We start from the raw sequence: 13,229 nt of genomic DNA on the forward strand, positions 1-13,229 counted from the left end.
GGCCACGAGCCCCTAAAAGGGAAGTGGTCTCTGCCGGGAGGCATGCTCGAGTTGGGCGAGTCCCTGACGCAGGCTGTCGTGCGCGAGGTCCACGAAGAAACCGGCTTGAACGTGGAAGCCATCGAACTAGTCGAGCTCATCGATCGGATCCACCGCGAAAGTGGTCCGTCGGGCGACAGGGTGCGCTACCACTACGTGATTGCCGACTACCTGTGCCGGGTTGTCGGAGGAACCTTGCAGGCCGCCTCGGATGCGGCCGCGGTGCGCTGGGTGGAGCGGGCGGAATGGAACAGCCACTGCGCGCTGGCACTCGATCCGATTACGGTGCGCGTGATCGAGGCCGGTTGGCAGCGGGCGAAAGCACTGAATCAATCCAGCCAGGAGCCAGGTTGAAGCGCATATTCAAATGGATCGCTTTTGCGGTCGTCACTCTGATTGCCAGTCTTGGCCTGACATTCTGGCTTCGTCCGCTCGCCGTATTCCGCGTCCTCAACAAGGCGCAGATGTACCTCATCGGTGCCAGGGGCAATTTCACCAACGTCGCGGGCTACCGCATCCACTACTACACGCTCGGACCCAGCGACGGTCCCGTCGTGGTTCTGGTGCACGGCCTCGGTGGGCGATCAGAGGATTGGGGGAAGCTTGCGCCCTACCTCGCCAAAGCAGGTTATCGCGTCTACCTGCCCGATCTGCCCGGCTTCGGCCAGAGTGAGACGCCCGCCGACTTTTCTTATTCAGTCGGCGATGATGCCAGGATAGTCGTCGGCTTTTTTGACGCGCTGGGCTTGAAGCAAGTCGACCTGGGCGGCTGGTCGATGGGCGGCTGGATCGTACAGCTTGTGGCGGCTCAGCATCCTGACCGGGTGCGACAGTTGATGTTGTTCGACAGTGCTGGTCTTTACGTCAAGCCTGACTGGGATACGAAGCTGTTCACCCCCGTCTCCGCGGCGGAACTCGAGAAATTCGATGCCTTGCTTATGCCTCACCCGCCGCAGCTACCTGAATTCGTGGTGAGGGACATTCTTCGCACATCACACGAGCACTCCTGGATCATCCGCCGTGCGATGGACTCGATGCTGACGGGGCGCGACACTACAGACGGCCTTCTCCCAGCCCTCAAAATGCCGGTGCTGATCGTGTGGGGCGATGTTGACCGCATCACTCCTCTAAGGGAAGGGCAGAAGATGCACCAGCTCATTCCGCAGTCGCAGATCAACGTGATTCCCGGCTGCGGCCACCTCGCGCCCAACGAGTGCGCCAGCCAGATTGGCCCAGGGGTGGTCAGCTTCCTGAAGAAGTAAAGGCCACTCCGTTGTGGAGTGGCCTTTCCCGAATCCTACTGAAGATCTGGATTGTCGCGCGCTAAACACCGATAACGGCGCAAAGCTCCTTGACTGCTGCAGCGCTTTTCTTCAGTGCCGCGTCTTCTTCGGGCGTCAGTTTGATCTCGATGATTTTCTCGAGACCTGCCGCACCAAGTTTGCACGGCACACCGATGTAGAATCCGTCGATGCCGTATTCGCCCTGCAGATAAGCGGCGCATGGCAGGATCTTCTTCTTGTCCTTGAGGATGGCTTCCACCATCTCCACCGCGGCTGCTGAGGGCGCATAATACGCGCTCCCGGTTTTCAGGTGCTTCACAATCTCAGCACCGCCATCGCGCGTGCGCTGAACAAGCTGCTCCAGGCGGTCCGGCGCGATGAGTTCCGTGATCGGGATGCCTGCAACCGTGGAGTAGCGGGCGAGTGGCACCATCGTGTCACCATGTCCGCCGAGCACAAACGCAGTTACGTTCTCAACGCTCACTTTTAACTCTTCGGCGATAAACGTGCGGAAGCGGGCCGAATCAAGAACCCCCGCCATTCCGATAACGCGTTCACGATTGAAGCCGGCCTGACGATACGCCGCCTGCGCCATGGCATCCAGCGGATTGGAAACGATGATCAGGATGCACTCGGGCGATTGCGCAACCACCTTCGCCACCACATCCGACATGATTTTGAAATTGGTGTGCAGCAGGTCGTCGCGGCTCATGCCCGGCTTGCGCGGAATTCCGGCCGTGATGATCACGATGTCAGAATTCGCGGTTGCCGCATAGTCATTTGACCCGATCACATGCACATCGCGCTTTTCAATCGGCAGCGCCTCAAGCAGGTCCAGCGCCTTGCCCTGGGGCACTCCTTCAACAACATCAATCAGCACCACGTCAGCCAATTCCTTGGCTGCAATCCAGTGTGCTGCCGTGGCGCCCACGTTGCCGGCACCGACAATACTCACCTTTTTCCGCATCTTCTTCTCCAGTGATCAGTGTTCAGTGATCAGTGATCAGTTTTCCGCATTATTGATTGAGGAAGTGAAATCAGCTCGACATCCTTCGCTTTTGCTGACCACTGATGACTGATCACTGACAACTGTCCTTTACATGTTTCCAATAATGCGCGTGGCAAACTCGCTGGTGCCCACCTTGGTGGCCCCGGCGGTCTGGCGCTCGAAGTCATACGTGACAAACTTCTGCTGAATCGTCTTCTCCATTGCGTTCTCGATCATCTTGGCCGCTTCCTTCCAGCCGATGAAGTCGAGCATCATCACGCCGGAGAGAATCACCGAGCCGGGATTGATAACGTCCTTGTCCGCGTACTTCGGAGCTGTGCCGTGCGTCGCTTCAAAAACTGCATAGCCATCGCCAATGTTCGCGCCGGGAGCAATCCCGAGCCCGCCCACCTGCGCGGCGGCCGCGTCTGAAATGTAGTCGCCGTTCAGATTTGTAGTCGCCAGGATGCTGTAGTCCGACGGACGAATGATGATTTGCTGAAAGATTGAGTCGGCGATGCGGTCGTTAATGAGAATCTTGTTTTTCCACGCGCCTTTGCCGTGTGTCTTCCCGATGGAATCGAGAACGCCTTTGATCTCGGCATAAAGCGAATCGCGAAATTCCTGGTTGCCGAATTCGAGGCCCGGCTCAATCAGCGCCGCGTTCTCTTCGATAGTGATGTTGGGATTTGCGTCGACATTGCCGAGGATCCAGCTTTCGCGCTCGGTTACGGTCTGGTCGCGAAACTCCTCGACTGCAACCTCGTATCCCCACTCGCGGAACGCACCTTCGGTGAATTTCTGGATGTTGCCTTTGTGCACCAGCGTTACGGTCTTGCGGCCGGTCTCGAGGGCCTGGCGAATGGCATAACGGACGAGGCGCTTGGTTCCGAAGATCGAGATCGGCTTGATGCCAACGCCCGAGTCGGAACGAATCTTCTTCTTGCCACCTTTCAACAAATCTTCGTTGATGAACTCGATCAGTCGAGCGACATCCGCCGAACCCTGCTTGAACTCGATGCCCGAGTACACATCCTCCGTGTTCTCGCGGAAGATCACGATGTCGACCTTTTCGGGGTGCTTCACCGGGCTGGGTACGCCCTGGTAGTACTTGACGGGCCGAACGCAGGAATAGAGGTCAAGAAGTTGACGCAAAGCAACATTCAGAGACCGGATTCCGCCGCCCACCGGTGTCGTCAAGGGTCCCTTGATGGAAACGCGCAAATCGCGCGCCGCACTTACTGACTCATCCGGAAGCCATGTGTTGAACTGGCGAAACGCCTTCTCACCGGCGAAAATCTCGAACCACTTAATCTGTCGTTTGCCACCGTAGGCCTTTTCCACAGCGGCATCAAAAACGCGCTGCGAGGCCTTCCAGATGTCGCGTCCGGTGCCGTCGCCTTCAATAAAAGGAATGATGGGATTATCGGGAACCTGATATTGGCCGTGGCTGTACTCGATAGGCTGGCCGTCGCGCGGCAATTCCAGCCCGTTGTAGGTCTTTTGCATGTTGTTTATGGAGTTCCTTCCCTCGATACGCTGTAAGGAAGGCTAACATCTGCAAATTAGGGGTGGCAATTCGTTCGAACGGTGTAAATGAAAGCAAAATGACGGCCACGCGAATTCTCTGCTCCTGCACTCGGCCTCGACCTGGCATCGTTACTGAGCCGGAGCGCTTTTGAAGTCGTCCGCATCGAGCCGCGGAATGCCAAAATGTCCGCGCAGATGCATCAAGTCCACCGGACTCAGATTGCCGGCCACCGTGACTAGCGTCAGGCTTCGCGGAGTCTCCGCCAGAACCACCGCGCCGCGGACATTCACGCCGTCGAGTACAACCCAGACGTCTGTCGTTCCGTTGTGCACCGGACCACCTGCGTGCTCCGAGGTCGTCACCAGGTGCTTCCATCCGCGCAGATGGTACGACGCCCGGATGGCCTCGACTGCACCTTCATCTGGAATTCCAGCATCGCCAAAGCGCATGGTGTGGACGCTAACGCCATCGAGCTTGTTGATAGCCTGCCGGGTCGGAGCATCGCCATCCGGAACCAGTCCGGCAGCTATTCCAAGCATGGTTCGGTCGAGGGTAAAGCTTGACTTCATCGGCGCCGCTGAGCTGAGCTGTGCCAACCCAGGCGGAATCCACTCCAGCGGAACGGGGTCTGCATCGGGATGCGCCGCGCGGGCCGGGGGCGGGCCAGACGGAGCAACGTATTCTTGAGCCAGTGCGAGTGCGCAGCCCAATGTGGCGCTGATCACCGAAATGCCGAGAAGGAAAGTCAGCTTCATTCCTGTTCAAACTCTGGCCTCCGGGAAAAGTTCCGTCGGCAAGCAAAAAAGGATCAGATCGGGCCGACAGAGACGCAAGCAGGTCGCCAATCGTAACCCTCTTTGCCTCCCTGCGTGTGAACTGCGGATTAAATCGACGACCCGCCCGTCTTCAGCCCTCAAGATGCGATAAACTCATGCGGGAACACCTGTTAATCACGGAGGGTACATAGAAATTGGGAAAGAACATGGTCCCGAAGAAGCTCTTCTTTACAAAGGGTGTAGGCAAACACAAGGAACGTTTGACCTCCTTTGAGCTGGCACTTCGGGATGCCGGCATTGCCTCGCAGAACCTGGTGCGCGTTTCGTCGATCTTTCCGCCCCGCTGCAAAGTAGTGTCACGGAAGGAAGGGCTCAAGTACCTCGATCACGGCGAAGTTGTTTTCGCGGTTATTGCTGAGAATTCCACGCGCGAGCCGCACCGCCTGGTTGTTTCGAGCATCGGCGTTGCCATCCCGGCTGACCGCGACACCTACGGCTACCTGAGCGAGCACCACAGCTTTGGTGAAACAGAAGAGCAAGCTGGAGAATACGCCGAAGAACTTGCCGCCGAAATGCTGGCTACGACCCTCGACGTTGACTTCGATCCGGACAAGAGCTGGGATGAAAAGAAGGAAATCTATCGCATCTCCAACAAGATTGTACGCACCAGCAACGTGACGCAGTCAGCCGTTGGCGACAAGCGTGGACTTTGGACAACGACGATCGCAGCCGCGGTCCTTATTCTCGAAGAGTAACGGCTGGGTCCGATTGAGTTGAGGCCAATCCCGACCGCCGGGGTTGGCCTTGCCATGTGAGCCACTGAATTTAACGCGACAAGGACTTGAGTAGAAATGGAAAACGCTCGCAAATATAAGGTAGGCCTGGTGCAGATGCGGATGGGACCCGACCCCGACGCCAATCTCGAGTCGGCCATCGCACACATCCGCGCGGCGGCCAAGAGCGGCGCCAACATCGTCTGCCTGCCTGAGCTTTTTCGCGCTCAATATTTCTGCCAGCGCGAAGACATCAAGCTCTTCGACCTTGCTGAGCCAATCCCCGGGCCTACCACCGCAAGACTTGCCGAAGTTGCCCGCGAGACGCGCGTCGTTATCGTCGCATCATTGTTCGAGCGCCGCGCACCGGGCCTCTATCACAACACGGCAGTTACGCTCGGGCAGGACGGCAGCATCATCAGCGTCTATCGCAAGATGCACATTCCCGACGATCCGCTCTACTACGAGAAGTTCTACTTCACGCCCGGTGATCTGGGATTCAAAGCCGTCGATACGGCGTTTGGCCGCGTGGGCACTCTCGTCTGCTGGGACCAGTGGTACCCCGAAGGCGCGCGCCTGACAGCATTGCATGGCGCCGAAGTGCTCTTTTATCCCACGGCCATTGGATGGCACCCTGCCGAAAAGGAAGAATTTGGTGCGGCGCAATACGATGCCTGGCAGACCATCCAGCGAGGCCACGCCATTGCCAACGGCGTCTACGTTGCCGGAGTGAATCGCGTTGGTCACGAAACCGGCGACATTCGCGGCAATCGCGCGAGTGGTCCGGGTCTGGAATTTTGGGGCGGCAGTTTCCTCGCCGATCCTTTCGGCCGCATCATCGCGAAGGCCTCGCACACGGAAGAAGAGATTCTGATCGGTGAAATCGACATGGCTCTTCTTGAGGACACTCGCCGCAACTGGCCCTTCCTTCGCGATCGGCGCATCGACGCCTACGCACCCATCACCAGCCGATTCCTCGACGCGGCTATCGATGGAGAAGGCAAGTAAGAATGCCAACCGGTACTCCTCACCAACTTGGTTACCGCATGCCCGCCGAGTGGGAGTCGCACGAGGCGACCTGGCTGGCATGGCCGCACAATCCGGAGGACTGGCCCGGCAAGTTCCAGGCAATTCCATGGCTTTACGCAGAGATTGTCCGCCTGCTCGCCGCGCGTGAGCGTGTTCATCTCCTCGTTCAGAACGAAAAAGAACAGCGGCGCGCCGACAGCGCCCTCCGGCGCGCCCATGCGAATCTCGAAAACGTCACCTTCCACCAATGGCCGACGAACCGCGTCTGGACACGCGACTCGGGTCCGATTTTCGTGCGCGACTCGCAAGGGCAGGTGGCCATCACCAACTGGCGATTCAATGCATGGGCCAAGTATTCCGACTGGCAACTTGACGACCAGATTCCCGATCGCGCCGCAGAATTGCTCAACCTGCTTCAATGGCAGCCCTCGATCGATCTTGCCAGTGAGCAGCGCCGACTGGTTCTCGAAGGTGGCTCCATCGACACCAACGGGCGGGGCATCCTGCTGACGACTGAAGAATGCCTGCTCAGTGAAGTGCAGCAACGCAACCCCGGCGTCAGCCGCGAAAAGCTCGAGAGATCATTTCACGACTATCTTGGAATGGAACAGGTGATTTGGCTGGGGAGGGGAATCGCCGGCGACGACACCCACGGGCACGTCGACGATATCACGCGATTCGTCTCGCCCGCAACCATCGTCACCGCTGTTGAGCCAAATACGAACGACGCGAACCACGAACCCCTGGCCGAAAATCTCTCCCGCCTCAAAGCTGCGCGGACGGCTGACGGAAAGCAGTTTACGATCGTCGAATTACCTTTGCCTCGCCCAGTCGTTTTTCGCAAGCAGCGCCTGCCTGCAAGCTACGCCAACTTCTACATCGCAAATGGGCTGGTGCTTGTTCCCACATTCCACGATCCCAACGATCGCATTGCGCTCGGCATTCTGGCGGAGCTGTTTCCAGATCGCGAAGTCATCGGCATCCACGCCGTTGATCTCGTCTGGGGACTCGGCACCCTGCACTGCATGACCCAGCAGCAGCCCTCTTCTTTGCCGCAAAACCGGCCGTAGCGTTTTCGCGGAAGAACGGAAGCGGCGAACGGCCGGTTTTGCCGTACCATTCAAGCCATGATCTCTGACCTGGAAGGGATGCGAGAGGCCCTCGCCGAAGCGCGCAAGGCCAATGCGGCCGGGGAAGTGCCCATCGGGGCCGTCATCGTCTGTCGCGGCGAGATGATTGCGCGCGGGCAGAATTCTGTAATCCGCACCAGCGACCCTACGGCCCACGCCGAAATCGTTGCCATACGTCAGGCCGCGCGGACCTTCGGGAATTACCGGCTGAGCGGTTGCATTCTTTACGTAACGCTCGAGCCTTGCGCTATGTGCGCCGGAGCCATGGTGCATGCGCGCCTCGACCGGCTGGTCTACGCCGCCACCGATCCCAAAGCGGGCGCAGCGGGGTCGGTGCTCTCCGTCATCAATCACCCGCAGCTCAATCACCAGATGCAGGTGGAGCAGGGAGTACTTGCCGACGAGTCCGCTGAGCTACTCCGCAACTTTTTCCGGGATCGAAGGTAGGAATGGATTCGCACGTGTTCCTTGTGACTGGTTTGCAGTTCTTCGGCCATATTCGCGCGGCGTGAGAATGATATGCAACCATTTGGTTGCGTTGGGGCACCCCCACCCATACTCTGTAAAGAAGTTCCTTGATTTCATAAGTTTGCGCAGGACCTGCGGCGCCAAAGTCCTCTGAACTAAGTACTTGGTCGCAGAGTCGTCTCCCGGAAGGACTTACGGACGTTATTAAACGCGAGTTTTCCGAAATCGTTCCACATCGTGGCATTCGGCGATTCTACGAGGGCACAATTGTTCGGCTGAGTGGCACGTGAGTTACTGTCCGGTGGCCAGTTTCTTTTGACAAGAACAGCAGCTTGGCGATCGCTTCGTGATCAGCGAGCTTGCAAGTTAGCGAGGATCTTTGAAGCTCGGTTATCCGAATGCAATTCGTGAGACTGAACGGAAAGATTTTCAGCGGCTAAAGCCGACAGCGATATTGTGGCGCGTGCGGCATCACTAAAGTGATGCCCTGATACAAATCCCCGGGTCCGGAGTCATTCCGCGATAAAGTGATGCCCTGATACAACCCCCCCGGTCCGGAGTCATTCCGCGATAAAGTGATGCCCTGATACAAACCCCCGGGTCCGGAGTCATTCCGCGAGATGCGAGAACGAAGATGTTTCCCGCCGAGAGCTCGTCGAATTCTGAGTATAGCGATCGGCGAGAAATAGCCTGCAAAATTCAAGCAGGTTTCTTGCCTGTGTTTCGAGTGACTTAACGGCAGAAGAGGAAGCGAGGGGTATTGACGTCTCCTGAGGTGAACCCGGAAGCAAGAAAGTGGTAGATCAAGCGCGGCGCGCTCGCTAATCCCAGGGCAACATGGACGGACTCAACTCCGCGTCAGGTCTTTTATCCGTTCCGCCTGCTCCGGCCACTTTGCCGCCAGTTCCGCGAAGCTGGCATTGTGGTAATCCGCGTAATTGAAGCCGGGCACAACGGTACATCCGACCAGAGCCACTTGTCCGTTCCCCATCAAGCGCATCCCCTGCCACACGCCCGCTGGAACGAGTACCTGCACATGCTGCCCCGCCTTCAAATCCGGTCCAAGGATGAAGAGTGCAGAACGCCCGTCGGGATAAAGCTGCAGCATCTCCAGCGGATCGCCGAGATAGAAATGAAACATCTCATCTGAGTCGAGCAAATGCATCTCAGAAAACGATCCCGCTTCCAGCAGGTAATAAATGGCGGTGCCCTGGGGGCGACTGCCGCGCGGCAACTCCAGATTTTCCGGCGACGTGAAGGTGCGCCGAAAGAATCCGCCCTCCACCGGGTGCGGATCGAGGTTGAGCAGTTTCTTGATTTCGTCTGCCGTCACCCGAAGAATGTTATCAGCCCGACAAAGTAAACTGAATGTATGAAGGTGCAGGTTTATACAGCCGCGTGGTGCAGAGATTGCCGGGCGGCCAAACAGTTTCTCGAAACACACGGGATCGAATACACAGAAATCAATGTCGATTTAGATCAGGCGGCCTCGGATGAGCTCATACGCCACGTTGGTAAACGAGCGATTCCTCAACTCGTGATCGACGGCGAGTGGTTTCAGCCCTACAAACCGGGCCGCGGCCTGCTTTACGACGAGCTGCACAAGCGCTTCGGGATCCCCCGCAAATAGCCGGTTAAAGCTCGTACAATCTAAAGTTGGCAAATCGTCGAGTCTGAAGAAATCCGGAAAAGCTGGTTGCGTCAGAGAACAAGCTAGCAGCTAGAAGCTGGGAGCTGCCGTTCGAGGAGACTGCTCTTGATCAAGCGCTACACCCGCCCCGCGATGGGCCGCATCTGGACAGAGGAAAACAAGTATCGTTGCTGGCTTCAGGTTGAGGCTGCGGCAAGCACCGTTCTCGCCGAGTTTGGCGTGATCCCGGCCAGCGCTGCCGAAGACATCGCGACAAAAGCTACTGTCGATGCTGCCCGTGTCGCTGAAATTGAGGCCGAAGTCAAGCACGACGTCATTGCCTTCACAACAGCGGTGGCGGAGTCTCTCCAGAAACAAGGCCTGGACGGCAAGTCCTCCCGCTGGCTGCACTACGGTCTCACGTCTAACGACGTAGTCGACACCGCGCAGGCGCTGCAGGTAAAAGAAGCATCCGCGCTCATCCGTACCGGGCTTGCCGCTCTGCTCGCCGTGCTCAAACGTCGCGCCATCGAATTCAAACACACGGCGACAATCGGCCGCACGCACGGCATCCACGCTGAGCCCACCACCTTCGGCCTCAAGCTGCTCAACTGGTATGCGGAAATAGAACGCAACGTAGCCCGCTTCGATGCCGCGGCAGAAGATATGCGAGTGGGCAAGCTTTCCGGGGCTGTCGGCACGTTCGGGCATCTCAAGCCGGAGCATGAAGAGCGCATCTGCCAACGGCTCGGCCTCAAGCCCGCTCCGGTTGCTACGCAGGTTATTCAGCGCGATCGCCATGCCGCCTACATCGGCACGCTGGCCATTATCGGAAGCACCCTCGACAAGATCGCCGTCGAAATTCGCCACTTGCAGCGTACCGAGGTTCGCGAGGCGCAGGAGTACTTCAGCGAAAAGCAGAAGGGCTCCTCGGCCATGCCTCACAAGAAGAATCCGATTACGTCGGAACAGATAAGCGGACTTGCGCGAGTCCTCCGCTCCAACTCCCAGGCAGCGCTTGAGAACATCGCCCTCTGGCATGAGCGCGACATCTCGCACTCTTCGGTCGAGCGCGTCATCTTCCCTGACTCGACGATCCTCACCGACTACCTGCTCTTCAAGACCACCGATCTCGTTGATCGCCTTCTGGTCTATCCCGAGCGCATGAAGAAGAATCTCGAGTCCACCGGCGGCCTGATTTTCTCAGGGCAACTGTTGCTCGATCTGGCTGAAGCAGGCATGTTGCGCGAAGATGCGTACCGGCTCGTGCAGTCTCACGCTATGCGTTCTTGGAAGGACGATCTCGTATTCCGCGACGAAGTTTCGAAGGAACCGGCCATCACCTCGCTGCTGAGCGCAGAAAAACTCGCTCGCACCTTCGACTACGCCCGCCAGCTGGGTAATGTTGACGCCATTTTCAAGAGAGTGCTTGGAGAGTAAGCGGCATGAACCAGATCCCGGACCATGCGGCGGAGCGCGTACTTGGGACGATTCACGAGGTGATCAACTCCGCCGATGCTGAGCTCGAGCAGGCAGAGCAGTGGATGAAGGGGCTGGTGGATGAGTTTCCCCAGGCCTCGCTCGTGCACAGCTATACGTCCTGGGTGCTATCGCGCGCGGGCAAGCACCGTGAGGCCATCGAGCACGGCCGCGTTGCGGTGAAATTGTCACCGGAGTCTGAGATGTCATCAATCATGCTCTTTCGCGTGCTCTGGAGCGCGGGCGAACACCAGCAGGCTTTTGACGAGATGAAGCGCCTCGAGAAGTATGGCCCCTCGGAGGGGTACGCTCAACTGATGCAGGAGTGGAGCGAAGGAAAGCTTATGGAAGAAGCGAATGAGGAATTCTAGGATAGAGCCCTCCCTTTCAAGGCCTGATATTGTCTTTCAGCAGGAGAGGTCGATGAAATTTATCGTTTGCTTCCTTGTGATTTGTTCCGGCGCATTCGCCTGCGGTCAACAGCCAGCCGCACAGGCCCCGAACCCTCTGGATAAGTTGTCGTTCATGAAGGGCGACTGGAGTGGCAAACAGAATTTCGAGACCGGTGGCGGACCCGCAATGGTCGGCGATGCCACCGACCGCGTCGAGATAGGAATCGCCGGCAAGTATCTCTGCGAGATGCTCTCAACCACTCTGCCCGGACGCAAACCAACTGATACCCGCCACTTCATCTCCTTCGACAAGAAGTCGGGAAAATACACCGCGTGGTGGTTCAACGACACTTCGACGCATCCCAGCGAACTCGCCGGCGACCTCTCCGGCAACAGGCTTGTGCTGCTCAGCGATCCCTCCGCACCTGGTCCGGTGTTGCGCGCCACCTATGAAAGCCCCACCGAAAACACGCTGACGTTCCTGCTTGAAATGAAGCAGGGTGACTCCTGGACAAAATTGTTTCTCACCACTTATACGAAGAAGGCCGCCGCGCAGCCGTAATGCGCAATGACTCAGGGGAAGGGAACTCGCACGTGGAAGCCGTAAATCTCACCGTTGCCATCACCGGAGCCTCTGGCGCCATTCTCTGCCGCGAAGCACTGCGCGCTCTCGAGTCGGATGCCCGTGTGGACAAGGTCCACTTCGTTGCTTCAGAAAATTCTCTGCGCGTCATCGCTGAAGAACTCGGCATCTCCGGCCGTGCCAACCTGCTTGAAAAACTTCTCGGCTCCGCTCCCACCAAGACCACACAGCAAGCCGACACCGACATTGGTGCGGCCATCGCCAGCGGAAGCTATCCCTCACACGGCATGATTGTGCTCCCGTGCTCTATGGGAACGCTGGCCGCGATTGCCAATGGCTTCGCCAACTCGCTCATTGCCCGCGCTGCGGACGTGACGCTGAAGGAGCGGCGACCGCTTCTGCTCTGCGTGCGCGAAACGCCCTTCAATCGCATTCATCTGCGCAATATGACCCTCGCGGCCGAAGCCGGGGCAACGATCTTTCCGGTGATTCCCGCGTTCTATAACAAGCCGGTTAATTCGGCTGAGATGGCTCGCCAATTCGCCTGCCGCGTGCTGGCCCACATTGGCCTGCCGCAGCCGGGAGCCTATGTTTGGAAGGCAGAGGAGTAGACTCCGCTGCCAAATCCATTTGCTCAGGAATGACAATCTGCTGACAAGTTGGGTTTGACATCAGGCTCGGCCGTCCGTGATACTGCCTTCAATGCTGAACTCAGCTCACCACCGGATTGAGGCCATGGCCATGTGCATGTGTTGCGCATGCGGATCCATCCGTGTGGCTCCTGAGCGGCGAATGCGCTAGTCGCAACCGATCAAGAACCAGGCGGCCCGGATCCAGAACAGGATTCGGGCTTTTGCATTTCCGGCTTGGGTGCGGTTTCCTGAAAGACTCGTCCCCGCCGCACCTCAAACCGATACGAAATCTGAAGGAGATCACGATGTCCGAAGAGAAGAAACAACACCTTGCAACTCTCGCCGTTCACGCCGGCCAGTCGCCCGACCCCACCACCGGCTCCCGCGCGGTCCCTATCTACCAGACCACGTCGTACCTGTTTCAGGATGCCGATCATGCCGGCCGCCTCTTCGCGCTGAAAGAATTCGGCAACATCTACACGCGCATCATGAACCC

General features: G+C 58.1%; 16 protein-coding genes. 12 read left to right on the forward strand and 4 right to left on the reverse strand.

Annotated features, from left to right (window positions below):
* Together WA354_RS07370 and WA354_RS07375 are read left to right on the forward strand one after the other, a co-directional pair.
* On the forward strand, window positions 1-393 hold a 393-nt coding region (locus WA354_RS07370; RefSeq protein ID WP_472812355.1), incomplete at its 5' end, for an NUDIX hydrolase.
* Window positions 390-1,301, forward strand: a complete 912-nt coding sequence (locus tag WA354_RS07375; protein WP_472812356.1) for an alpha/beta fold hydrolase — start codon at window positions 390-392, stop codon at window positions 1,299-1,301. The genes WA354_RS07370 and WA354_RS07375, both read left to right, overlap by 4 nt.
* A 61-nt stretch (window positions 1,302-1,362) precedes the next feature.
* On the opposite strand, the gene mdh is transcribed toward WA354_RS07375, so the two are convergent.
* The 3 genes from mdh to WA354_RS07390 all read right to left on the reverse strand — a co-directional run bounded on the left by mdh (window position 1,363) and on the right by WA354_RS07390 (window position 4,596).
* A complete protein-coding gene (mdh, locus tag WA354_RS07380) occupies window positions 1,363-2,289 on the reverse strand; it encodes a malate dehydrogenase (RefSeq protein WP_472812357.1) in 927 nt (308 codons plus the stop codon).
* A 129-nt stretch (window positions 2,290-2,418) separates the two neighbouring features.
* The gene (locus WA354_RS07385; protein WP_472812358.1) at window positions 2,419-3,819 is read right to left on the reverse strand and encodes an NADP-dependent isocitrate dehydrogenase; all 1,401 of its coding nucleotides are present in this window, start codon (window positions 3,817-3,819) and stop codon (window positions 2,419-2,421) included.
* Between the two features lie 150 nt (window positions 3,820-3,969).
* Window positions 3,970-4,596 carry a hypothetical protein gene (locus tag WA354_RS07390; RefSeq protein WP_472812359.1) on the reverse strand — a complete coding sequence of 209 codons (627 nt, stop codon included), beginning with the start codon at window positions 4,594-4,596 and terminating at the stop codon, window positions 3,970-3,972.
* A 227-nt stretch (window positions 4,597-4,823) separates the two neighbouring features.
* On the opposite strand from WA354_RS07390, the gene WA354_RS07395 reads away from it, so the two are divergent.
* The 4 genes from WA354_RS07395 (at window position 4,824) to tadA (ending at window position 7,996) form a co-directional block, all read left to right on the forward strand.
* On the forward strand, window positions 4,824-5,372 hold the full coding sequence (locus WA354_RS07395) for a pyruvoyl-dependent arginine decarboxylase (protein ID WP_472812360.1): 549 nt from the start codon (window positions 4,824-4,826) through the stop codon (window positions 5,370-5,372).
* A 96-nt stretch (window positions 5,373-5,468) separates the two neighbouring features.
* Window positions 5,469-6,398, forward strand: coding sequence for a carbon-nitrogen hydrolase (locus tag WA354_RS07400; RefSeq protein ID WP_472812361.1), 930 nt, complete (start codon window positions 5,469-5,471; stop codon window positions 6,396-6,398).
* Window positions 6,399-6,400: 2 nt separating this feature from the next.
* The gene (locus WA354_RS07405; protein WP_472812362.1) at window positions 6,401-7,489 is read left to right on the forward strand and encodes an agmatine deiminase family protein; all 1,089 of its coding nucleotides are present in this window, start codon (window positions 6,401-6,403) and stop codon (window positions 7,487-7,489) included.
* A gap of 57 nt (window positions 7,490-7,546) precedes the next feature.
* On the forward strand, window positions 7,547-7,996 hold the full coding sequence (gene tadA / locus WA354_RS07410) for a tRNA adenosine(34) deaminase TadA (protein ID WP_472812363.1): 450 nt from the start codon (window positions 7,547-7,549) through the stop codon (window positions 7,994-7,996).
* Window positions 7,997-8,864: 868 nt separating this feature from the next.
* On the opposite strand, the gene WA354_RS07415 is transcribed toward tadA, so the two are convergent.
* A complete protein-coding gene (locus WA354_RS07415; protein ID WP_472812364.1) occupies window positions 8,865-9,350 on the reverse strand; it encodes a cupin domain-containing protein in 486 nt (161 codons plus the stop codon).
* A 39-nt stretch (window positions 9,351-9,389) separates the two neighbouring features.
* On the opposite strand from WA354_RS07415, the gene WA354_RS07420 reads away from it, so the two are divergent.
* The 6 genes from WA354_RS07420 to WA354_RS07445 all read left to right on the forward strand — a co-directional run.
* A complete protein-coding gene (locus WA354_RS07420; protein ID WP_472812365.1) occupies window positions 9,390-9,647 on the forward strand; it encodes a glutaredoxin family protein in 258 nt (85 codons plus the stop codon).
* Window positions 9,648-9,773: 126 nt separating this feature from the next.
* Complete coding sequence (gene purB / locus WA354_RS07425; RefSeq protein ID WP_472812366.1) at window positions 9,774-11,087, forward strand: adenylosuccinate lyase; 1,314 nt, start codon at window positions 9,774-9,776, stop codon at window positions 11,085-11,087.
* Between the two features lie 5 nt (window positions 11,088-11,092).
* Window positions 11,093-11,497 carry a hypothetical protein gene (locus tag WA354_RS07430; protein WP_472812367.1) on the forward strand — a complete coding sequence of 135 codons (405 nt, stop codon included), beginning with the start codon at window positions 11,093-11,095 and terminating at the stop codon, window positions 11,495-11,497.
* Between the two features lie 52 nt (window positions 11,498-11,549).
* Window positions 11,550-12,080 carry a DUF1579 family protein gene (locus WA354_RS07435; protein ID WP_472812368.1) on the forward strand — a complete coding sequence of 177 codons (531 nt, stop codon included), beginning with the start codon at window positions 11,550-11,552 and terminating at the stop codon, window positions 12,078-12,080.
* Entirely contained in the window at window positions 12,080-12,712 is a 633-nt protein-coding gene (locus tag WA354_RS07440; RefSeq protein ID WP_472812369.1) for a UbiX family flavin prenyltransferase, read from the forward strand. The genes WA354_RS07435 and WA354_RS07440 overlap by 1 nt, the downstream gene beginning before the upstream one ends.
* Before the next feature lie 326 nt (window positions 12,713-13,038).
* The coding region (locus WA354_RS07445) for a PLP-dependent transferase (RefSeq protein WP_472812370.1) at window positions 13,039-13,229 on the forward strand (191 nt) is incomplete at its 3' end.

It is taken from the genome of Occallatibacter sp. (assembly GCF_049802275.1).
In the GTDB taxonomy this organism is placed as follows: Bacteria; Acidobacteriota; Terriglobia; order Terriglobales; family Acidobacteriaceae; genus Telmatobacter.

Coding starts and splice junctions, on each gene's coding strand:
- mdh (WP_472812357.1), bottom strand. CDS start 2,289: ATGCGGAAAAAGGTGAGTATTGTCGGTGCCGGCAACGTGGGCGCCACG.
- WA354_RS07385 (WP_472812358.1), bottom strand. CDS start 3,819: ATGCAAAAGACCTACAACGGGCTGGAATTGCCGCGCGACGGCCAGCCT.
- WA354_RS07390 (WP_472812359.1), bottom strand. CDS start 4,596: ATGAAGCTGACTTTCCTTCTCGGCATTTCGGTGATCAGCGCCACATTG.
- WA354_RS07395 (WP_472812360.1), top strand. CDS start 4,824: ATGGTCCCGAAGAAGCTCTTCTTTACAAAGGGTGTAGGCAAACACAAG.
- WA354_RS07400 (WP_472812361.1), top strand. CDS start 5,469: ATGGAAAACGCTCGCAAATATAAGGTAGGCCTGGTGCAGATGCGGATG.
- WA354_RS07405 (WP_472812362.1), top strand. CDS start 6,401: ATGCCAACCGGTACTCCTCACCAACTTGGTTACCGCATGCCCGCCGAG.
- tadA (WP_472812363.1), top strand. CDS start 7,547: ATGATCTCTGACCTGGAAGGGATGCGAGAGGCCCTCGCCGAAGCGCGC.
- WA354_RS07420 (WP_472812365.1), top strand. CDS start 9,390: ATGAAGGTGCAGGTTTATACAGCCGCGTGGTGCAGAGATTGCCGGGCG.
- WA354_RS07430 (WP_472812367.1), top strand. CDS start 11,093: ATGAACCAGATCCCGGACCATGCGGCGGAGCGCGTACTTGGGACGATT.
- WA354_RS07435 (WP_472812368.1), top strand. CDS start 11,550: ATGAAATTTATCGTTTGCTTCCTTGTGATTTGTTCCGGCGCATTCGCC.
- WA354_RS07440 (WP_472812369.1), top strand. CDS start 12,080: ATGCGCAATGACTCAGGGGAAGGGAACTCGCACGTGGAAGCCGTAAAT.